The sequence below is a fragment of the Nannocystis sp. RBIL2 genome (assembly GCF_026626745.1).
Classification (GTDB): domain Bacteria; phylum Myxococcota_A; class Polyangia; order Nannocystales; family Nannocystaceae; genus Nannocystis.
In genome coordinates, this window is sequence record NZ_JAPNJW010000001.1 from 4,751,249 (window position 1) to 4,768,261 (window position 17,013).

At 66.8% G+C, this 17,013-nt stretch carries 28 protein-coding genes; all 28 read right to left on the reverse strand.

Going from position 1 to position 17,013, the window contains the following annotated elements; genetic code table 11:
• Positions 1-25: 25 nt before the first annotated feature.
• The 28 genes from rplQ to fusA all read right to left on the reverse strand — a co-directional run bounded on the left by rplQ (position 26) and on the right by fusA (position 16,813).
• On the reverse strand, positions 26-505 hold the full coding sequence (rplQ, locus tag OV090_RS18680; RefSeq protein ID WP_267705138.1) for a 50S ribosomal protein L17: 480 nt from the start codon (positions 503-505) through the stop codon (positions 26-28).
• A gap of 6 nt (positions 506-511) precedes the next feature.
• The gene (locus tag OV090_RS18685) at positions 512-1,525 is read right to left on the reverse strand and encodes a DNA-directed RNA polymerase subunit alpha (protein ID WP_267705140.1); all 1,014 of its coding nucleotides are present in this window, start codon (positions 1,523-1,525) and stop codon (positions 512-514) included.
• A 16-nt stretch (positions 1,526-1,541) separates the two neighbouring features.
• A complete protein-coding gene (gene rpsD / locus OV090_RS18690) occupies positions 1,542-2,171 on the reverse strand; it encodes a 30S ribosomal protein S4 (RefSeq protein WP_267705142.1) in 630 nt (209 codons plus the stop codon).
• A gap of 3 nt (positions 2,172-2,174) precedes the next feature.
• Positions 2,175-2,579, reverse strand: coding sequence for a 30S ribosomal protein S11 (gene rpsK / locus OV090_RS18695; protein WP_267705144.1), 405 nt, complete (start codon positions 2,577-2,579; stop codon positions 2,175-2,177).
• Between the two features lie 3 nt (positions 2,580-2,582).
• Positions 2,583-2,957, reverse strand: a complete 375-nt coding sequence (rpsM, locus tag OV090_RS18700) for a 30S ribosomal protein S13 (protein ID WP_267705147.1) — start codon at positions 2,955-2,957, stop codon at positions 2,583-2,585.
• A 10-nt stretch (positions 2,958-2,967) separates the two neighbouring features.
• Positions 2,968-3,081 (reverse strand): 50S ribosomal protein L36, encoded by a 114-nt coding sequence (gene rpmJ, locus OV090_RS18705; protein WP_096328167.1) that lies wholly within the window; start codon positions 3,079-3,081, stop codon positions 2,968-2,970.
• A 445-nt stretch (positions 3,082-3,526) separates the two neighbouring features.
• The gene (gene secY / locus OV090_RS18710) at positions 3,527-4,843 is read right to left on the reverse strand and encodes a preprotein translocase subunit SecY (protein WP_267705148.1); all 1,317 of its coding nucleotides are present in this window, start codon (positions 4,841-4,843) and stop codon (positions 3,527-3,529) included.
• Positions 4,844-5,079: 236 nt separating this feature from the next.
• Positions 5,080-5,544 (reverse strand): 50S ribosomal protein L15, encoded by a 465-nt coding sequence (gene rplO / locus OV090_RS18715; RefSeq protein ID WP_267705150.1) that lies wholly within the window; start codon positions 5,542-5,544, stop codon positions 5,080-5,082.
• A gap of 28 nt (positions 5,545-5,572) precedes the next feature.
• Positions 5,573-5,761, reverse strand: a complete 189-nt coding sequence (gene rpmD, locus OV090_RS18720; RefSeq protein ID WP_267705152.1) for a 50S ribosomal protein L30 — start codon at positions 5,759-5,761, stop codon at positions 5,573-5,575.
• A gap of 11 nt (positions 5,762-5,772) precedes the next feature.
• Positions 5,773-6,270: a 30S ribosomal protein S5 gene (gene rpsE, locus OV090_RS18725; RefSeq protein ID WP_096328172.1), complete on the reverse strand. Its 498-nt coding sequence runs from the start codon at positions 6,268-6,270 to the stop codon at positions 5,773-5,775.
• 9 nt (positions 6,271-6,279) lie between these two features.
• Positions 6,280-6,639 carry a 50S ribosomal protein L18 gene (rplR, locus tag OV090_RS18730; protein ID WP_267705154.1) on the reverse strand — a complete coding sequence of 120 codons (360 nt, stop codon included), beginning with the start codon at positions 6,637-6,639 and terminating at the stop codon, positions 6,280-6,282.
• A gap of 21 nt (positions 6,640-6,660) precedes the next feature.
• The gene (rplF, locus tag OV090_RS18735; RefSeq protein WP_267705155.1) at positions 6,661-7,206 is read right to left on the reverse strand and encodes a 50S ribosomal protein L6; all 546 of its coding nucleotides are present in this window, start codon (positions 7,204-7,206) and stop codon (positions 6,661-6,663) included.
• 30 nt (positions 7,207-7,236) lie between these two features.
• Positions 7,237-7,626, reverse strand: coding sequence for a 30S ribosomal protein S8 (rpsH, locus tag OV090_RS18740; RefSeq protein WP_346660367.1), 390 nt, complete (start codon positions 7,624-7,626; stop codon positions 7,237-7,239).
• A 21-nt stretch (positions 7,627-7,647) separates the two neighbouring features.
• Positions 7,648-8,307 (reverse strand): 50S ribosomal protein L5, encoded by a 660-nt coding sequence (gene rplE / locus OV090_RS18745; RefSeq protein ID WP_267705157.1) that lies wholly within the window; start codon positions 8,305-8,307, stop codon positions 7,648-7,650.
• A 15-nt stretch (positions 8,308-8,322) separates the two neighbouring features.
• Complete coding sequence (gene rplX / locus OV090_RS18750; protein ID WP_267705158.1) at positions 8,323-8,640, reverse strand: 50S ribosomal protein L24; 318 nt, start codon at positions 8,638-8,640, stop codon at positions 8,323-8,325.
• A complete protein-coding gene (gene rplN / locus OV090_RS18755; RefSeq protein ID WP_224192998.1) occupies positions 8,640-9,008 on the reverse strand; it encodes a 50S ribosomal protein L14 in 369 nt (122 codons plus the stop codon). The genes rplX and rplN overlap by 1 nt, the downstream gene beginning before the upstream one ends.
• Entirely contained in the window at positions 9,005-9,292 is a 288-nt protein-coding gene (gene rpsQ / locus OV090_RS18760) for a 30S ribosomal protein S17 (protein ID WP_096328179.1), read from the reverse strand. Before rpsQ ends, rplN begins: the two co-directional genes overlap by 4 nt.
• Positions 9,293-9,295: 3 nt before the next feature.
• A complete protein-coding gene (gene rpmC / locus OV090_RS18765; RefSeq protein ID WP_267705159.1) occupies positions 9,296-9,502 on the reverse strand; it encodes a 50S ribosomal protein L29 in 207 nt (68 codons plus the stop codon).
• Entirely contained in the window at positions 9,499-9,915 is a 417-nt protein-coding gene (gene rplP, locus OV090_RS18770) for a 50S ribosomal protein L16 (RefSeq protein ID WP_267705160.1), read from the reverse strand. The genes rpmC and rplP overlap by 4 nt, the downstream gene beginning before the upstream one ends.
• Before the next feature lie 15 nt (positions 9,916-9,930).
• On the reverse strand, positions 9,931-10,605 hold the full coding sequence (gene rpsC / locus OV090_RS18775; protein ID WP_267705161.1) for a 30S ribosomal protein S3: 675 nt from the start codon (positions 10,603-10,605) through the stop codon (positions 9,931-9,933).
• Positions 10,605-10,940 (reverse strand): 50S ribosomal protein L22, encoded by a 336-nt coding sequence (rplV, locus tag OV090_RS18780; protein WP_096328183.1) that lies wholly within the window; start codon positions 10,938-10,940, stop codon positions 10,605-10,607. Before rplV ends, rpsC begins: the two co-directional genes overlap by 1 nt.
• Before the next feature lie 14 nt (positions 10,941-10,954).
• Entirely contained in the window at positions 10,955-11,233 is a 279-nt protein-coding gene (gene rpsS / locus OV090_RS18785; protein ID WP_267705164.1) for a 30S ribosomal protein S19, read from the reverse strand.
• A 3-nt stretch (positions 11,234-11,236) separates the two neighbouring features.
• Positions 11,237-12,061: a 50S ribosomal protein L2 gene (gene rplB / locus OV090_RS18790; protein WP_267705166.1), complete on the reverse strand. Its 825-nt coding sequence runs from the start codon at positions 12,059-12,061 to the stop codon at positions 11,237-11,239.
• 11 nt (positions 12,062-12,072) lie between these two features.
• On the reverse strand, positions 12,073-12,372 hold the full coding sequence (rplW, locus tag OV090_RS18795) for a 50S ribosomal protein L23 (RefSeq protein ID WP_267705167.1): 300 nt from the start codon (positions 12,370-12,372) through the stop codon (positions 12,073-12,075).
• Positions 12,369-13,022 (reverse strand): 50S ribosomal protein L4, encoded by a 654-nt coding sequence (rplD, locus tag OV090_RS18800; protein WP_267705168.1) that lies wholly within the window; start codon positions 13,020-13,022, stop codon positions 12,369-12,371. The genes rplW and rplD overlap by 4 nt, the downstream gene beginning before the upstream one ends.
• Before the next feature lie 6 nt (positions 13,023-13,028).
• Positions 13,029-13,337, reverse strand: a complete 309-nt coding sequence (rpsJ, locus tag OV090_RS18805) for a 30S ribosomal protein S10 (RefSeq protein WP_096328188.1) — start codon at positions 13,335-13,337, stop codon at positions 13,029-13,031.
• A 41-nt stretch (positions 13,338-13,378) separates the two neighbouring features.
• Complete coding sequence (gene tuf / locus OV090_RS18810) at positions 13,379-14,578, reverse strand: elongation factor Tu (protein ID WP_267705169.1); 1,200 nt, start codon at positions 14,576-14,578, stop codon at positions 13,379-13,381.
• Between the two features lie 105 nt (positions 14,579-14,683).
• Positions 14,684-16,813: an elongation factor G gene (gene fusA, locus OV090_RS18815; protein WP_267705171.1), complete on the reverse strand. Its 2,130-nt coding sequence runs from the start codon at positions 16,811-16,813 to the stop codon at positions 14,684-14,686.
• Positions 16,814-17,013: the final 200 nt, after the last annotated feature.

A 17,013-nucleotide genomic window follows, 5' to 3' on the forward strand; every position in this document is an offset into this window, starting at 1 on the left:
TCAGCGGCCGGGCGGCCGCCAAGCGTCAGTCGGCGGCCGACTCGGAGCCGGTGGACGACGCACCGCCGGCGGCCGCGGGAGCGGCCGAGGGCAGCTTGAAGGTGACGATCTCGAGGATCGCCATCGGCGCAGCGTCACCGGGGCGGGTGCCCACCTTGAGGATCCGCGTGTAACCGCCGGGGCGGCCGCGGAGCTGGGGGGCGATGTCGGTGAACAGCTTGTGCAGCGCGTCGCGCGAGCGGACCATGCGGCCGGCCATGCGAAGGGCGTGCACGTACTTGCCCTGCTCGGCCGGAGAGCGCTGGTCCTTCGGCTTGGTGAGCAGGTCACCGAGGCGGAGCGCCGTGGTGATGGTGCGCTCAGCCAGGCGCCGGAGCTCCTTGGCCTTCGGCTCGGTGGTGGTGATGCGCTGGTGCTCGAGCAGCGACGTGACCATGTTGCGGAACATGGCACGTCGGTGCGACGAGTTGCGGCTGAACTTGCGGCCAGCGTTCTGGTGGCGCATGGCGGATCAGGTCTCCTCACGGGCCGGCGGGGGGCCCTGCCAATTGTCGATCTTCATGCCAAGCGACAGGCCCATCTGCGCCAGGATCTCTTTGATCTCCTTGAGCGACTTGCGGCCGAAGTTCTTGGTCTTGAGCATCTCGGCCTCGGTGCGCTGCACGAGGTCGCCGATGTAGTGGATGTTGGCGTTCTGCAAGCAGTTCGCCGAGCGGACGCTGAGCTCGAGCTCGTCGACCGAGCGCCACAGGTACTCGTTGAGCTTGTCGCTCTCGCTCTGCTGCGGGACAGCGGCCTCCTCGATCTCCTCACGGTTGATGAAGATCGAGAGCTGCTCCTTGAGGATCTTGGCCGCGTAGGCGACCGCGTCCTCGGGACGGACGGAGCCGTCGGTCCACACCTCGAGCGAGAGGCGATCGTAGTCGGTGCGATGGCCGACGCGTGCGTTGGTGACGCGGTAGTTGACCTTCTGGATCGGCGAGAACAGCGAGTCGATGGGGATCACGCCGATCGGCATGCCCTCGGTCTTGTTCTGATCCGCGGTCGCGTAGCCGCGGCCCATCGCGCAGGTCATCTCCATGCGCAGTCGGCCGCCCTTGCTGAGCGTGGCGATGTGTTGTTCGGGACGAAGGGCGGTGACGCCGGTCGGGCACTGGATGTCCGCACCGGTGACCTCGCCCTCGCCCTGCTTGTCGACCACCAGCGTACGCGGGGTGGCGTCGTCCATACGGAGGAGCAGCGCCTTGACGTTCAGGATGATGTCCGTGACGTCTTCGACGACGCCGGGCACCGTGGTGAACTCGTGGAGCGCGCCTTCGATGCGGACCGTCGTGATCGCAGCGCCCTGCAGCGAGCTCAGGAGCACCCGCCGCAGGCTGTTGCCCAGGCTGATGCCGTAGCCGCGTTCGAGCGGCTCGCACGTGAACTTGCCGTAGGTGTCGGTGAGCGAAGAGGTGTCGACCTCGAGCTTCTTCGGCCGAATCAGGTCGCGCCAGTTCCTGGCGATGGTGTTTTGGTCCTGCATTCGTCCCTCCGTGTGGTTACTTCGAGTACAGCTCGACGATGAGCTGCTCGTCGATATCCGCCGAGATGTCCGACCGAGAGGGCAGCGCGGTGATCTTGCCGCGCATGTTCTCCTTGTCGAGATCGATCCACGCCGGCCGCGGGACCCGGTCGACTTGCCCGATGGCGTCGACGATGCGCTTGATCTTCTTGCTGTTGTCGCGGACCTCGACGATGTCGCCGGCGCGCACCTGGTAGCTCGGGATGTTGATCCGCTTGCCGTTGACCAGGAAGTGGCCGTGACGCACGAGCTGACGGGCCTCGGCGTGACTCGACGAGAAGCCGCAGCGCAGCGTGACGTTGTCGAGCCGGCGCTCGAGCAGGGCGAGCAGGTTCTCGCCGGTCACGCCCTTCATCCGCGAGGCGCGGTAGTAGTAGCCGCGGAACTGCTTCTCGAGCAGGCCGTAGATGCGCTTGACCTTCTGCTTCTCGCGCAGCTGCTGGCCGTAGTCGCTCGGGCGCTTCTTGCGGCCCTGACCGTGCTGACCCGGGGGGTACTGGCGCCGCTCGTAGCCGCACTTGTCGGTGAAGCAGCGATCGCCCTTGAGGAACAGCTTGGCATCTTCACGCCGGCAGAGCCGGCACACGGGACCGATGTAGCGAGCCATGGTTCAGACCCTCCTCCGCTTGGGCGGGCGGCAGCCGTTGTGCGGGATCGGCGTGACGTCCTTGATCGATGAGATCCGCAAACCGGCCGACTGCAGGCCGCGAAGCGCCGACTCGCGGCCGGCACCGGGGCCCGACACGCGGACCGACACGGTCTGCATGCCGTGGTCCTGGGCCTTGCGCGCGGCGTCGTCGGCAGCCAGCTGGGCGGCGAACGGCGTCGACTTGCGCGAGCCCTTGAAGCCACGCACACCCGACGAGGCCCACGCGATGGTGTTGCCGTTGACGTCGGTGATGGTGATGAGCGTGTTGTTGAAGGTCGAGTTGATGTAGACGACGCCGGTCGAGACGTTCTTCTTGACGCGACGCTTGGACTTGCCCTTGTCGGCATCTGCCTTGGTGTTCGCCATGGCTCAGACCTTCCTCTTGGCCGCCACCGTGCCCCGCTTGGGGCCCTTGCGCGTGCGGGCGTTGGTGTGGGTGCGCTGGCCGCGGACCGGCAGGCCGCGACGGTGACGGAGACCGCGGTAGCAGCCGAGGTCCATCAGGCGCTTGATGTTCATCTGGACGTCGCGGCGGAGGTCACCCTCGACCTTGAGGTCGCTCTCGATGACGCTGCGGATCGACGCGAGTTGATCGTCGGTCAGGTCGTCGGTGCGGATCGCCGCGCCCACGCCAGACTTGTCGAGGATCTTCAGCGCGGTCCCGCGGCCGATGCCGTAGATGTAGGTGAGCGCGATCTCGATGCGCTTGTTACGGGGCAGGTCCACCCCTGCAATGCGTGCCATGGTGGTTCTCCTAGCCCTGACGCTGCTTGTGCTTGGGGTTGTCGCAGATCACCCGCACGACACCTTTGCGGCGGATGACCTTGCACTTGTCGCAGATCTTTCGAACGCTGGCTCTGACTTTCATTGTTCCTCTTGGCGAAGGTGCGGCTCAGGGCTGGCGGAGCGCCAACCCGGTGATGACACCGCGACCTGGATCGAGACTGGCCCTGCGGACCAGCACACGCTGCCCCGTCCGTACGTGCACACCGAGGCGCCGCGCCTCCGCAGACAAGCTGGCCGTGAGGACAGCTTGCGTCGGCGGCTCGGCCTCGAGGCGGTACAGCTGCTGGGGCAACTCAGCGACCACTGTGGCCTCGAAGGTGTCGGCGTGCGGATGATTCACAGAGAAGAGACCTTGGCCCCTCGGGCCGTTGACCCGAGGGTCCGCTGCTGTCCGCCCGAATGGGCCGACGAAGACTATGCTTAAGCTCAAGGACCCCCAGGGGGGGTCAAGGAAGGGCGAAAAGGTGGCAAAAAGGCCGGCGTTAGTCCAGGCCGGCACCAGACCGGCGCGCGCGGCTCCGTGTGAGTTAGCCCCGACGTCCGCGGATCCGCGGCCCGCCAGGACCGGCAAACCCTTCGTACGAACGGGTCACCAGGTGACTCTCGATCTGCTGCGCCGTGTCGAGGGCGACGCCCACCACGATCAGCAGCGAAGTGCCGCCGTAGTAGAACGGGACGTTGAATTTGGTCTGCAGCAGCGTCGGCAGGACGCACACCGCGGCGATGTACCAGGCGCCGGCGAAGGTGAGGCGCGTGAGGATGAAGTCGATGTATTCGGCCGTCCGCTTGCCGGGGCGGATCCCGGGGATCGACGCGTTCTGCTTCTTCAAGTTGTCGGCCACGTCGACCGGGTTGAACTGCAGCGACGTGTAGAAGAACGTGAAGAAGATCACGAGTCCGACGAAGGCGGTGAGGTACAGCCAGCCGTCGTAGCGCAGGGCGTTGGAGAACCACTGCATCGACGAGCTGCCGGTCATGCCCGCGATCTGGCTCGGGAACATGAGGATCGAGCTGGCGAAGATCGGCGGGATGACGCCGGCGCTGTTGAGGCGCAGCGGCAGGTAGTTGGCGTTGCCGCCGAACATCTGCCGCCCGACCACCCGTTTGGCGTACTGGACCTGAATCCGCCGCTGGCCGCGCTCCATGATCACGACGAAGGCGATCACGGCGACGACGAGCGCGCCGAGGATGGCGATGAACATCGGCCCGAAGTTCTCGGGATCGTCCTGGGTCTTCTGCCACAGCTGGTACAGCGCGACCGGGAGGTCGGCGACGATGCCGGCGAAGATGATGAGCGAGATCCCGTTGCCGACGCCCTTCTCGGTGATCTGCTCGCCCAGCCACATGATGAAGCATGTCCCTGCGGTCAGGGTCAGGATCGTCATCAAGCGGAACGGCAAGCCAGGGTCGAGCACCAACGTCTGCCCGGGGGCGTTCTGCGACTCGAGCCAGGTGGCCATGAACCAGCCCTGGATCACCGACAGGAACACCGTGCCGTAGCGGCTGTACTGGTTGATCTTCCGCCGCCCGGTCTCGCCTTCCTTGCTGAGCATCTCCAGCCGCGGAATGACCGCGGTCATCAGCTGCATGATGATGCTCGCGCTGATGTACGGCATGATGCCGAGCGCGAACACGGACAGGTTGCTCAGCGCGCCGCCGCTGAACATGTTCAGATAGCCGAGGAAGCCGCCCGCGCCCTGGCGGACGATGTCGTCCATCACGGTACGGTCGACGCCGGGCACGGCCACGAACACGCCGAAGCGGTAGACAGCCAGCATCGCCAGCGTGAAAAGCACACGCTTGCGCAGCTCCGGCAGCTTGAAGATGTTGATGATGACACCCATCGGCGTTCCCAGCTTGCCCCTTCTCGTGCCCGATCTGACGGCCAGACGGGTAGGCCCTCAGGCCCGGGGGTTACGGCGACAACTTGTACCCCATGCCGCCCGGCGCCGCAGCCGGCTCGGCAACGAACTTCGGCCGGGCCCCTCACGGAACCCGGCCGACGCATGAAAGGCCGCGCACCCGGTGACCGGTATCACGGTGCGCGGCCTGCCGACCGAGCGGCCAGACGAAGGACCTGTCAACCCTCGGCGGGCGCCGCGGGCTCCTGGATGGAGCCACCGGCGGCCTCGACCTTCTGACGGGCCGACTCGCTGACCTTGGCGACGTTGATCTTGAGCGCGGTCTTGAGCTCGCCGGTGCCGAGCAGCTTGACCTGCTTGACGCGCTTCGGGACGAGGCGCTTGGCCCGCAAGGTCTCGAGCGAGACCTCTTCGCCGGCGGCGAACTTGCCCTCGAGCAGGCCGACGTTGACGCCGTGGTACTCGTCGCGGTTCAGGCTGATGAAGCCCCGCTTCGGCACGCGGCGCTGGAGCGGGTTCTGACCGCCCTCGAAGTGGTCGGGCATCTGGTTGTGACGCGCGAGCTGACCCTTGACGCCGCGGGTCGAGGTCTTGCCGCGACGCGAACCGATACCGCGACCGACGCGCTTGCGACGCTTGCGGGCGCCGGCCGGCGGCTGCAGTGTTTCAAGTGTAGTACCCATTTGGGATGTCCCCTTCGGCCGTATCGGCTTACTCGTCGGCCGGCTCGACGGCGACGAGGTGTTGGATCTTACGGATCATGCCGCGGATCGACGGCGAGTCTTCGAGCACCCGCGAGTGATTCAGGCGGCGCAGGCCGAGGCCACGGACAGTGTCCTTCTGCGACTGCTCGCGGTGGATCGGGCTGCGGACGAGGGTCACTTTGAGCTTGAGGGCCATGGCTGTGCCTCCTACTGCGTAAGCTCGGCCACCGCGAGGCCGCGGCGACGCGACACCGACTCGGGCGCGCGCAGCCGCTGGAGCGCGTCCAGCGTCGCGTGGATGACGTTCTGCGGGTTGTTGGTGCCGATGCACTTGCTCAGGATGTCGTGGATGCCCGCGCACTCGACGACCGCACGCACCGCGCCGCCGGCGATGACGCCGGTACCCGGCGAGGCCGGCCGCAACAGCACCGTGCCGGCGCCGTGGTGACCGATGACCTCGTGGGGGATCGTCGCGCCCGCGAGCGGAACCTGGAACAGGTTCTTGCGCGCGAGGTCGTTGGCCTTGCGGATCGCCTCCGGGACCTCCTTGGCCTTGCCGTAGCCGATGCCCACCCAGCCGCGCTCGTTGCCGATGACGACCAGCGCGCTGAAGCTGAAGCGCCGGCCGCCCTTGACGACCTTCGCCACGCGGTTGATGTAGACGACGCGGTCGACCAGTTCTCCGAGGGATTCGATGTCGATCATGGCTGGTTCCTAGAAGTCGAGCCCACCGGCCCGCGCGCCGTCAGCCAGGGCCTTGACCCGGCCGTGGTAGATGTAGCCGTTGCGGTCGAACACGACCTTGGTGATGCCTTTGGCCAGGCAGGCCTTGGCGATGGCGGTGCCGACGAGCTCGGCCAGCTCGCGCTTGGTCTTCTCGCTCTCGGCGGCCACGTCCTTGACGAGCGAGGAAGAAGCCACGAGGGTCGCCGACGTGCTGTCGTCGATGACCTGCGCGTAGATGTGCTTGGCGCTGCGGAACACCGAGAGGCGCGGGCGCTCCGTGGTGCCGTGGACCCGCTTGCGAATGCTGGCTTTGCGGCGCAGCCGGATCTGTTCTTTGGGCGAGGGCATGGTCGAACTCCCAGCGCGCGGCTACTTGCCTTTACCGCGAGCCTTCCCTTCCTTCAGGGTGATTTTCTCGTTCAGGTAACGCACGCCCTTGCCCTTGTAGGGCTCCGGCGGCCGGAAGCTGCGCAGGTCCGAGGCGACCTGGCCGAGCAGGGCCTTGCTGGCCGACTTGACGTGCAGCTTGCCGTCCTTGTCGACCTCGGCCTTGACCCCCGCGGGCAGCTTGTAGCTGACCGGGTGCGAGAAGCCGAGGGTCAGGTCGACCACGTCGCCCTTGACCGCGGCGCGATAACCGACGCCGACGATGTCGAGCGTGCGCGTGAAGCCGACCGAGACGCCGGTCAGCATGTTGGCCGTCATCGCCCGCGCGGTGCCGTGCAGCGCGCGCACGTCACCGGTCTCGCCGGTGCGGGTGAAGGTGATGTTGTCACCCTCGACCTTGAACTGGATCGCGGCCGGGACCTCGAAGTTGAGGTCGCCCTGGGGACCCTTGACCGAGAGCGTCTGCCCCTTGGCGGTCACGGTCACCCCTTTCGGGATCTTCACTGGGGTTTTGCCGATACGACTCATGGTCTTGTTCCTTCGCGGCGACGGGTCGGATCACCACACGCTGCAGATGAGCTCGCCGCCGATGCCCTGACGCCGGGCGGCGCGGTCGGTCATCAGGCCACGCGAGGTCGAGACGATCAGGATCCCGAGGCCGTTGTGGACCTTCGGAATGTCCTTGCCGCGCGAGTAGGCGCGCTGGCCGGGCCGGCTGATGCGGCGCATGCCCTCGATGGCGGCCTCTTCGCCCTGGTACTTGAGCTTGACCGACAGCAGACCCTGCTTGTCGTCGTCCTCCCACGAGAAGTCGAGGATGTACCCCTCCTCCTTGAGGATCTGGCAGATGCGGAGCTTCTGCTTCGAGCCGGGCATCGTGCAGTTCGGGTGCTGGGCGTGCTGGGCGTTGCGGATGCGCGCCAGCATGTCGGCGATGGGATCAGTCATGGACATGGTTGCGACTCCTCCTTAGGCGCGCCGGAACGGCATCCCCAGCTTCTCAAGCAGGGAGCGACCCTCGTCGTCGGTGCCCGCCGAGGTGTGAATGCAGATGTTCATGCCCGGCACCTTGTCGAGCTTGTCGATGTCGACTTCGGGGAAGATGAGGACTTCCTTCACGCCGAGCGTGAAGTTGCCGCGGCCGTCAAACGCCTTGCGGCTGACCCCACGGAAGTCACGCGTACGCGGGAGCGCGATCGTCAACAGACGGTCGAGGAACTCCCACATGACGTTGCCCCGCAGCGTCACCATGCAACCGATCTTCATCCCCTCGCGGAGCTTGAAGGTCGCGATCGACTTCTTGGCGCGGGTCACCACCGGTCGCTGACCGGTGATGTGGCCGAGCACCTCGAACGCCTGCTCAAGCAGCTTCGGCTGGCGAATCGCCTCGCCGAGACCGATGTTGAGCACGATCTTCTCGACCCGCGGCACATTGAGGACGTTCTTGTAGCCGAACTCGCTGACGAGCGCGGGCTTGGCGACCTCGCTGTACTTTTGAACGAGTCGGGGTACGTACCCCTCCTCGCGCTTGAGCGGCTCCTCTTGGATCCGCTGAAACTTGAACCCGAAGCCGGCGGCTTCCTTCTTCTTGGCGGGGGGTGCCCCGCCGGCGCGTGCTGCCTTGGCCATGACGACGAATTCCGGTTACTTGTCGATCTGCTCGCCCGACTTGACCGCGACGCGGACCTTGCGGCCGTCGTCGAGGACCTGGAAGCGCACCCGAGTCGGGTCGCCCGACTGCGGATCCGCGAGCATCACGTTGGAGAGGTGGACGGGGGCCTCGCGCTTCACGATGCCACCCTGGGGGTTCTCTTTGCCGGGCTTGACGTGCTTGGTGACGACGTTGACACCCTGCACGACCACTCGGTCGGTCTCGGGCACCACTCGCAGCACCTTGCCGCGACGACCCTTGTGCTTTCCGGCGATGACGACGACCTCGTCGCCCGAACGAATCCGCTGCATCACAGCACCTCCGGCGCCAGCGAGATGATCTTGAGGTAGTTCTTCTGCCGCAGCTCGCGCGCCACGGGCCCGAAGATGCGAGTGCCGATCGGCTGCTTCTGGGCGTCGATGAGCACGGCGCTGTTGGTGTCGAAGCGGATCACGCTGCCGTCGACGCGACGCACGCCCTTGCGCGTGCGGACGATGACGGCCTTCATGACCGAGCCCTTCTTCACCTTGCTGTTCGGCAGCGCGTCGCGGACCGAGACGACGATGATGTCGCCGATGGTCGCGTAGCGGCGCTTCGAGCCGCCCAGCACCTTGATGCAGAACAGCTTGCGCGCGCCCGAGTTGTCGGCCACGTCGAGGACGGACTGGACCTGAATCATACGAGCGTCGCTTTCTCCACGATCGCCTGGAGCGCCCAGCGCTTCTCGCGGGACAGGGGCCGGCAGCTGACGATGCGAACGACATCGCCGACCTTGGCCTGGTTGGTCTCGTCATGCGCCTTGTAGCGCAGCCGCTCGCTGACGTACTTGCGGTAGCGGGGGTGCTTGAAGCGCCGCTGCACCTGGACGACGATGGTCTTGTCCATCTTGTCCGACACGACGGTGCCCGTGAGGACCCGGCGCTGGCGCGTCTCGGTCTCGGTGGTGGTGTCTTGCTCAGTCATGGCTCATGCCTCTCCCGCGATGCCGCGAGCGCGCTCGTGGAGGACGGTCTTGATGCGGGCGATGTCGCGGCGCAGCGCGCCGAACTGGGCGAAGTTGGTGGCCCGCTGGGTCGCCTTGGCGACGCTCAGGCGGACGAGCTTGTCGCGGAGCTGGCCCTCGAGCTCGGTGAGCTCTTCGTTGGTCTTCTCGCGGAGTTCGAGCGCTTTCACAGGGCAGTGTCCCTTCGGATGAAGCGGGTCTTGATCGGCAGCTTGTGATGGGCGCGGAGGAACGCCTCGCGGGCGAGCTCCTCGGTGACACCCTCGATCTCGTAGAGGACGCGGCCGGGGCGGACGACAGCGACCCAGAAGTCCGGGGCGCCCTTGCCCTTACCCATTCGGGTCTCGGCCGGCTTGCGCGAGACGGGCTTGTCCGGGAAGACCCGGATGTAGAGCTTGCCGCCGCGCTTGACGTGGCGGTTGATCGCGATACGAGCGGCCTCGATCTGGCGCGCGGTCAGCCACCCGCACTCGACGGTCTGCAGGCCGAAGTCGCCGAAGGAGACCTCCGACCCGCCCTTGGCCTGGCCGGCCATGTGGCCCTTTTGGACCTTGCGGTACTTGACTCTGGATGGGGAGAGCATGTTGGGATGCCTCGCTTACTTCTGGGGCCGCGGGAAGCGCGGGTCGTTCTGTTGCGTGGCGCGCTGGCCGTACACCTCGCCCTTGAAGATCCAGCACTTGACGCCGATCGCACCGGCGGTCGTGTGGGCCTCGGCGAAGCCGTAGTCGATGTCGGCGCGCAGGGTGTGCAGCGGCACGCCGCCGGCGCGGTAGGTCTCGCGGCGCGACATCTCGGCGCCGGCCAGGCGGCCCGAAGCGGCGACGCGGATGCCCTTGGCGCCGAACTTCATGGCGGTCTGCATGGCCCGCTTGAGCGCGCGGCGGAACGCGATGCGGCGCTCGAGCTGCTGGGCGATGTTCTCGGCCACCAGCTGCGCGTTGGTCTCGGCCTTGCGGACCTCCTGGATGTTCAGGAACACCTCGGACTCGGTCAGGCGCGAGACCTTCTTCTTCAGGCCCTCGACGCCGGCGCCGCGCTTGCCGATGATGATGCCGGGACGCGCCGAGAAGATGTTGATCTTCAGCTTGTTGGCGGCCCGCTCGATCGTGATGTCGGCGATGCTGGCGGCGTAGAGCTCCTTCTTGAGGAAGCGCCGGATCTTGAGGTCCTCATGCAGCCACTGGCGGTAGCGCGTGTGCTCGAACCACTTCGAGCCCCAGGTACGGACGATGCCGATGCGGAAGCCGATCGGATGTGTTTTCTGTCCCATTAGCTGCGAACCTCCGCCACCTCGAGGTGGATGTGGCTGGTCTTCTTGAGGATCCGATTGGCGCGGCCCATCGCCCGCGGGCGCCAGCGCTTGAGCGTCGGGCCCTGATCGACGGTCACCTTGGTGACGACGAGGTTGTCGACGTTGACGTCGCCGGTGTCTTCGGCGTTGGCGACCGCGGACACGAGCAGCTTGAAGAACTGCTTGGCGCCCGACTTGTGCAAGAAGCGAAGGTCGTCGATGGCGCGGGCGACCTGCTTGCCGCGGATCAGGTTGGCGATGATCCGGGCCTTTCGCGGGGTGATGCGCGCGTGGCTGAGACGTGCGATGGCCATGGGTACCTCGGTGATTACTTCTTCGTGGCCTTGCGGTCGCCGGAGTGACCACGGAAGGTACGGGTCGGGGCGAACTCGCCGAGCTTGTGCCCGACCATGTTCTCGGTGATGAAGATGGGGATCCACTTGTGACCGTTGTGGACCATCACGTTCGCGCCGACGAACTGCGGCATGATCGTGGAACGGCGCGACCAGGTCTTGACCACACGCCGGCTGCCCTCCCTGAGGGCGACTTCGATCTTCTCGACCAGGTGGGAGTCCGCGAACGGGCCCTTCTTAATGGAGCGTGCCATGCGTTACTTCTTCCTACGGGAGACGATGAAGACGTCGGTGCGCTTGTTGTGCCGCGTGCGGTAGCCCTTCGACAGGATGCCCCACGGCGAGCACGGGTGCCGACCGCCGGAGGTGCGACCCTCGCCGCCGCCCATCGGGTGGTCGACCGGGTTCATGGTGACGCCGCGGTTGTGCGGGCGAATGCCGAGCCAGCGGGTGCGGCCGGCCTTGCCGAGGCTGACGCGGCTGTGGTCGCCGTTGCTCAGCGTGCCGACGGTGGCGCGGCAGTCGATGTGGACGCGACGAACCTCGCCGGAGGGCAGACGGACCTGCGTCCAGTCGCCCTCGCGCGCCATCAGCTGGGCGCCCGAGCCGGCGGTGCGGACCAGCTGGCCGCCCTTGCCGATCTTGATCTCGAGGTTGTGGATGATGGTGCCGACAGGGATGTTGCGCAGCGGGAGGCTGTTGCCCGGCTTGATGTCGGCAGCCTGGTCGCTGATCACCGAGTCGCCGACCTTCAGACCCTCGGGGGCGAGGATGTAGCGCTTCTCGCCGTCGGCGTAGTTGATGAGCGCGATGAAGGTGGTGCGGTTCGGGTCGTACTCGACCGTCGCGACCTTGCCCGGCACGCCGAACTTGTCGCGCTTGAAGTCGATGACGCGGTAGAGCTGCTTGTGACCGCCGCCGCGGAAGCGCGAGGTCTGGCGGCCGTGGTTGTTGCGCCCGGTGTGGCGGTCGATCTTCTCGACCAGCGGCCGGTGCGGCTCGCTCGCCGTCACCTGGTCGCGGGTGTTGACGCTCATGCCGCGTCGGCCCGGGGAGGTCGGCCTGTAGACTTTAATGCCCATGGTGCGCTCCTTCAGCCCTTGTCGGCTTGATCTCCGTAGAGGTCGATCGAGTCACCGGGGTGAACGGTGACGATCGCCTTCTTCCACGACCGCTGCTTGCCGGTGAACTTGCCGACTCGGCGGAGGTCGCCGCGCACGACCATGGTGCGCACGTCCCGGACGCGGACGCCGAACACCAGCTCGACGGCCTTACGGATCTCGATCTTGTTCGCGGCCTTGGCGACCTCGAACACGTAGTGGTTGTGGCGGCCCTGCACCTCGGTCGACTTCTCGGTGACGACCGGGCGGACGATGATCTGCTGCGGGGTCATGCGACCTCCTTCGGGGCGTCGGACTTGGTGCCCGACAGACGGGCCTCGACCGCGCGCAGCGAGGTCTCCGAGATCAGCAGCTTGGGGAAGCGCAGGATGTCGTAGACGTTGAGGCCGCGGACGTCGAGGAAGCTCGCCGCTGCCAGGTTGCGCGTGCTGAGACGCAGGTTCTTGTTGTCGCCAACGTCGACCAGCAGGGCCTTCGGCGCGCCGAGAGTGGTCAGCGCCTGGGCGATGGTCTTGGTCTTGACGGCCTCGAGCTGCAGGTCGCGGATGACGATCAGGTCGCCCTTCGAGGCCCGCACGGTCAGAGCGGTGCGCAGCGCGCTCGCCATGACCTTCTTGTTGACGTGGAAGGCGTAGTTGCGCGGCTTGGGCCCGAACACCTGACCGCCACCGCGGAAGATGTTGGCGCGGCGCGAGCCGTGACGGGCGCCGCCGGTGCCCTTCTGCTTGTGCAGCTTCTTGCCGGTGATGGAGACCTCGGCGCGGGTCTGGGTCGAGTGCGTACCGGCGCGGCGAGCCGCCCGCTGGTAGCGCACGACCTCCCACAGGAGGTGCTCACGCACGGGGACGGCGAACACCGCGTCGGCGACGTCGATCTCGCCGACCTGAGCGCCCGTGAGGTCTTTGACGATGAGCTTGGCCATGGTGCCTCAGGTCTTGATCTCGACGTCCACGCCCGCCGAGAGGTCGAGCTTCATCAGCGCGTCGAGGGTCTGCTTGTTCGGTTCAAGGATGTCGAGCAGCCGCTTGTGGGTGCGGATCTCGAACTGCTCGCGCGACTTCTTGTCGATGAAGGGGCTGCGCAGGACCGTGTACTTGTTGATCTTGGTGGGCAGCGGGATCGGGCCCGCGACCGTCGCGCCAGTGCGGCGAGCGGTCTCGGCGATCTCGCTGGCCGACTGGTCGAGCAGCTTGTGGTCGAAGGCTTTGAGCCGGATGCGAATCTTGAGCGTGTCCACGGCGATATCCCTTGGTCTTTGCCGGCGTACTCGAGCGAGCTCTACTCGAGGATCTTGGTGACGACGCCGGCGCCGACGGTCTTGCCACCCTCGCGGATGGCGAACTTCAGCCCCTCTTCGCAGGCGATCGTGCTGTGCAGCTCGACGGTGATCTCGATGTTGTCACCGGGCATCACCATCTCGACGCCCTCGGGCAGCGTCACCGAGCCCGTCACGTCCGTCGTGCGGAAGTAGAACTGCGGCCGGTAGCCCTTGAAGAACGGCGTGTGACGGCCGCCCTCTTCCTTCTTCAGCACGTACACCGTCGCGTTGAACTTCTTGTGCGGGGTGATCGTGCCCGGCTTGCAAAGCACCTGGCCACGCTCCACGCCCTCGCGGTCGATGCCGCGGATCAGCAGGCCGACGTTGTCGCCCGCCTGACCCTGGTCGAGCAGCTTGCGGAACATCTCGACGCCGGTGACCGTCGTCTTCTGCGTGTCGCGCAGACCGACGATCTGAACCTCGTCGCCGACCTTGATGATACCGCGCTCGACGCGACCGGTGGTCACGGTGCCGCGGCCCGAGATCGTGAACACGTCCTCGACCGGCATCAGGAACGGCTTGTCCAGCTCGCGCACCGGCTGCGGGATGAACGAGTCGCACGCGTCCATCAGCTCCCAGATGCACTTCGCGTCCGCGTGATCCCACGACGGCGCGTTCAGGGCCTTCAGCGCGCTCCCGCGGGTGATCGGGACGTTGTCGCCGTCGAACTGGTACTTCGACAGCAGCTCGCGCAGCTCGACCTCGACCAGCTCCAGCATCTCCTCGTCGCCGGCGCCGATCATGTCGCACTTGTTCAGGAACACCACGATCGCCGGGATGCCCACCTGACGGCCGAGCAGGATGTGCTCACGCGTCTGCGGCATCGGACCGTCCGGCGCCGACACGACGAGGATCGCCCCGTCCATCTGCGCCGCGCCCGTGATCATGTTCTTGATGTAGTCCGCGTGACCGGGGCAGTCCACGTGCGCGTAGTGCCGCGCGTTCGACTCGTACTCCACGTGCGCCGTCGAGATCGTGATGCCACGCGCCCGCTCCTCGGGCGCCTTGTCGATCATGTCGTAGCCCTTGAACTCCGCCTGTCCCTTCAGGCTCAGCACCTTCGTGATCGCCGCCGTCAGCGTCGTCTTCCCGTGGTCGACATGGCCGATCGTGCCGATGTTCACGTGGGGCTTGTTCCGTACGAATGTTTCCTTCGCCATGGCTGTGCTTCGCTCAGTGAGGGGTGTTGGAGTCTGAGGGGCGGGATCTACCAGCTAGTCAAGGATTGGAAAAGCCCGATCGCGTCGCCTGAGTGAGAGAAACCGCTAATATCCGCGGGCGCGGGTGACGATCTCCGCCTGCCGGTCGCTCGGGACCTCGGCGTAGTGGCTGAAGTGCATCGTGTAGCTCGCCCGGCCCTGAGTGGCCGAACGAAGCGCCGTAGCATACCCGACCATCTCGGCGAGGGGAACTTCCGCGTCGATGACCTGAAGCCCGCGGAGGGGCTCCATGCCCTGCACACGGCCGCGGCGGCCGCCCAGGTCGTTGACCACGTGGCCGGTGAAGTCCTCGGGGACCTCGACTTCGACCTTCATCATCGGCTCGAGCAGGCGGGGGCTGGCCTTCTCGAAGGCCTCCATGAGGCCCATGGTGGCAGCCGCCCGAAAGCTCACGGCGGTCGAGTCGCCCTCGACGTAGGCCCCGTCCTTCAGCCGAACCTCAACGTCGACCAGCGGGTAGCCGAGCAGCGGGCCGCGGGTCAGGGCATCGGTGGCGCCCTCGCGGACCGCCGCGATCATGTCGGGCAGCAGCTTGGCCGGCTCGAGCTTCTGGCCGCGCTCGCGGACCGGCTCGGGGATGAGGTTGACGAAGGAATTGCCGGCGCCGCGCTCGCGCGGGACCACCTCGAGGACGATCCGGGCGTACTGCCGCTTGCCGCCGATCTCCCGGTCGTACTCGATGGGATGGATCAACAGCTGGCCGACCGTCTCGCGGTAGGCGACCTGCGGCTTGCCGACGTTGCTCGGGACGCGCGCCTCGCGGGCGATGCGGTCGACGATGATCTCCAGGTGCAGCTCGCCCTGCCCGCCCATCAGGGTCTGGCCCGAATCGGGGTCGACCCGCACGGTGAAGCTGGGGTCCTCGCGCTGCATCCGCTCGAGTGCCTCGGTCAGCGCCGCCTGGTCGGCGGTCGACTTGGCCTCGATCGCGCGGAAAATCACGGGCTCGGGGATCTCCAAGCCTGGCAAGATCACCTGCTCGCGGTCGGTCGCCAGGACCACCGTGTCGCCGGTGGTCGTGAAGCGGAGCCCGACGGCGGCGGCGATGTTGCCGGCCGATACCTCGTCGATCTCCTGCATCTTGTTGGCGTGGACCTGCAGGAGCTTGTTGACCCGCTCCTTGCGGTCGCGCGTGACGTTCTGGATCGCGTCCTTGACCTTGAGGACGCCCGAGTAGACGCGCAGGAACACCAGCGGGCCGCGGTGCGGGTCGTGGACGACCTTGAACGCCAGCGCGAGCAGCGGCTCGCTGGCGGCCGCGTTCCGCTGGACCTCGCCGTCGTCGGCCTTGCGGCGGGCGATCACCGGCGGCATGTCGAGCGGCGACGGCAGGAAGTCGATGACGGCGTCGAGCAGCGGCTGGATGCCCTTGTTCTTGAGCGCAGTGCCGCACAGCACGGCGACGCCCTTGTTGGCGATGGTCGCCCGGCGCAGGCCGGCCTTGAGCAGGTCGAGCGGGACGCCCGCGGCACCTGTCTCGAGGAACACGTTCATCGTCTCGTCGTCGACCTCGGCCACCGACTCGACCAGCGCCTCACGGGCCAGGACCGCCTCGGTGTGCAGCTCGTGCTCCTCGGTCACCGGCTTGCGGGTGAGCTGGGTGCCGCCGTCGTCGGTCCAGACGATCTCCTCCATGGTGAGGAGGTCGACGACGCCAGTGAAGGCCGACTCGAGGCCGTTGGGGATCTGCACGACCATGGGGTGGGCGTGCAGGACGGACTTCATCATCTCGACGGTGCGGTCGAGCGTGGCGCCGACGCGGTCCATCTTGTTGACGAAGGCGATCCGCGGGACGTGGTAGCGCTCGGCCTGCCGCCACACCGTCTCGGTCTGCGGCTGCACGCCGGCGACGGCGTCGAACACGGCCACGGCGCCGTCGAGCACGCGGAGCGAGCGCTCGACCTCGATGGTGAAGTCGACGTGTCCGGGGGTGTCGATCAGGTTGATCCGGTGACCGCGCCAGAAGCAGGTGGTCGCCGCGGAGGTGATCGTGATGCCACGCTCCTGCTCCTGCTCCATGAAGTCCATGACGGTGTTGCCGTCGTGGACCTCACCCATCTTGTGCGAGATCCCCGTGTAGAAGAGCACGCGTTCCGTCGTCGTGGTCTTCCCGGCATCGATGTGGGCCATGATGCCGATGTCTCGGATGGCCGCGATGTCGTTGGAGGGCTGCATGGCACGAGAGGGGAGCCTTTTCGGGAACGACACGAGGGCCGCTCCGCCGGCCATCCGTCTCCACAAACTCGGGAGGGGTTATGGCAGGCGAGGGGCCCGGCTCGGGATCTGTTGCGAAGGGACCTAGCGGTCCAATCGCCCGGCAGAATCGAGGGTTGTCGCGCTCTTGTCGGCTCGGGTCAGTGGGTCATCGGCGGGTG

Excerpts from the sequence above, each read along its gene's own strand:
- rplQ (WP_267705138.1), bottom strand. The coding sequence starts at position 505 with ATGCGCCACCAGAACGCTGGCCGCAAGTTCAGCCGCAACTCGTCGCAC.
- OV090_RS18685 (WP_267705140.1), bottom strand. The coding sequence starts at position 1,525 with ATGCAGGACCAAAACACCATCGCCAGGAACTGGCGCGACCTGATTCGG.
- rpsD (WP_267705142.1), bottom strand. The coding sequence starts at position 2,171 with ATGGCTCGCTACATCGGTCCCGTGTGCCGGCTCTGCCGGCGTGAAGAT.
- rpsK (WP_267705144.1), bottom strand. The coding sequence starts at position 2,579 with ATGGCGAACACCAAGGCAGATGCCGACAAGGGCAAGTCCAAGCGTCGC.
- rpsM (WP_267705147.1), bottom strand. The coding sequence starts at position 2,957 with ATGGCACGCATTGCAGGGGTGGACCTGCCCCGTAACAAGCGCATCGAG.
- rpmJ (WP_096328167.1), bottom strand. The coding sequence starts at position 3,081 with ATGAAAGTCAGAGCCAGCGTTCGAAAGATCTGCGACAAGTGCAAGGTC.
- secY (WP_267705148.1), bottom strand. The coding sequence starts at position 4,843 with ATGGGTGTCATCATCAACATCTTCAAGCTGCCGGAGCTGCGCAAGCGT.
- rplO (WP_267705150.1), bottom strand. The coding sequence starts at position 5,544 with ATGGGTACTACACTTGAAACACTGCAGCCGCCGGCCGGCGCCCGCAAG.
- rpmD (WP_267705152.1), bottom strand. The coding sequence starts at position 5,761 with ATGGCCCTCAAGCTCAAAGTGACCCTCGTCCGCAGCCCGATCCACCGC.
- rpsE (WP_096328172.1), bottom strand. The coding sequence starts at position 6,270 with ATGATCGACATCGAATCCCTCGGAGAACTGGTCGACCGCGTCGTCTAC.
- rplR (WP_267705154.1), bottom strand. The coding sequence starts at position 6,639 with ATGCCCTCGCCCAAAGAACAGATCCGGCTGCGCCGCAAAGCCAGCATT.
- rplF (WP_267705155.1), bottom strand. The coding sequence starts at position 7,206 with ATGAGTCGTATCGGCAAAACCCCAGTGAAGATCCCGAAAGGGGTGACC.
- rpsH (WP_346660367.1), bottom strand. The coding sequence starts at position 7,626 with ATGACTGATCCCATCGCCGACATGCTGGCGCGCATCCGCAACGCCCAG.
- rplE (WP_267705157.1), bottom strand. The coding sequence starts at position 8,307 with ATGGCCAAGGCAGCACGCGCCGGCGGGGCACCCCCCGCCAAGAAGAAG.
- rplX (WP_267705158.1), bottom strand. The coding sequence starts at position 8,640 with ATGCAGCGGATTCGTTCGGGCGACGAGGTCGTCGTCATCGCCGGAAAG.
- rplN (WP_224192998.1), bottom strand. The coding sequence starts at position 9,008 with ATGATTCAGGTCCAGTCCGTCCTCGACGTGGCCGACAACTCGGGCGCG.
- rpsQ (WP_096328179.1), bottom strand. The coding sequence starts at position 9,292 with ATGACTGAGCAAGACACCACCACCGAGACCGAGACGCGCCAGCGCCGG.
- rplP (WP_267705160.1), bottom strand. The coding sequence starts at position 9,915 with ATGCTCTCCCCATCCAGAGTCAAGTACCGCAAGGTCCAAAAGGGCCAC.
- rpsC (WP_267705161.1), bottom strand. The coding sequence starts at position 10,605 with ATGGGACAGAAAACACATCCGATCGGCTTCCGCATCGGCATCGTCCGT.
- rplV (WP_096328183.1), bottom strand. The coding sequence starts at position 10,940 with ATGGCCATCGCACGTCTCAGCCACGCGCGCATCACCCCGCGAAAGGCC.
- rpsS (WP_267705164.1), bottom strand. The coding sequence starts at position 11,233 with ATGGCACGCTCCATTAAGAAGGGCCCGTTCGCGGACTCCCACCTGGTC.
- rplB (WP_267705166.1), bottom strand. The coding sequence starts at position 12,061 with ATGGGCATTAAAGTCTACAGGCCGACCTCCCCGGGCCGACGCGGCATG.
- rplW (WP_267705167.1), bottom strand. The coding sequence starts at position 12,372 with ATGACCCCGCAGCAGATCATCGTCCGCCCGGTCGTCACCGAGAAGTCG.
- rplD (WP_267705168.1), bottom strand. The coding sequence starts at position 13,022 with ATGGCCAAGCTCATCGTCAAAGACCTCACGGGCGCTCAGGTCGGCGAG.
- tuf (WP_267705169.1), bottom strand. The coding sequence starts at position 14,578 with ATGGCGAAGGAAACATTCGTACGGAACAAGCCCCACGTGAACATCGGC.
- fusA (WP_267705171.1), bottom strand. The coding sequence starts at position 16,813 with ATGCAGCCCTCCAACGACATCGCGGCCATCCGAGACATCGGCATCATG.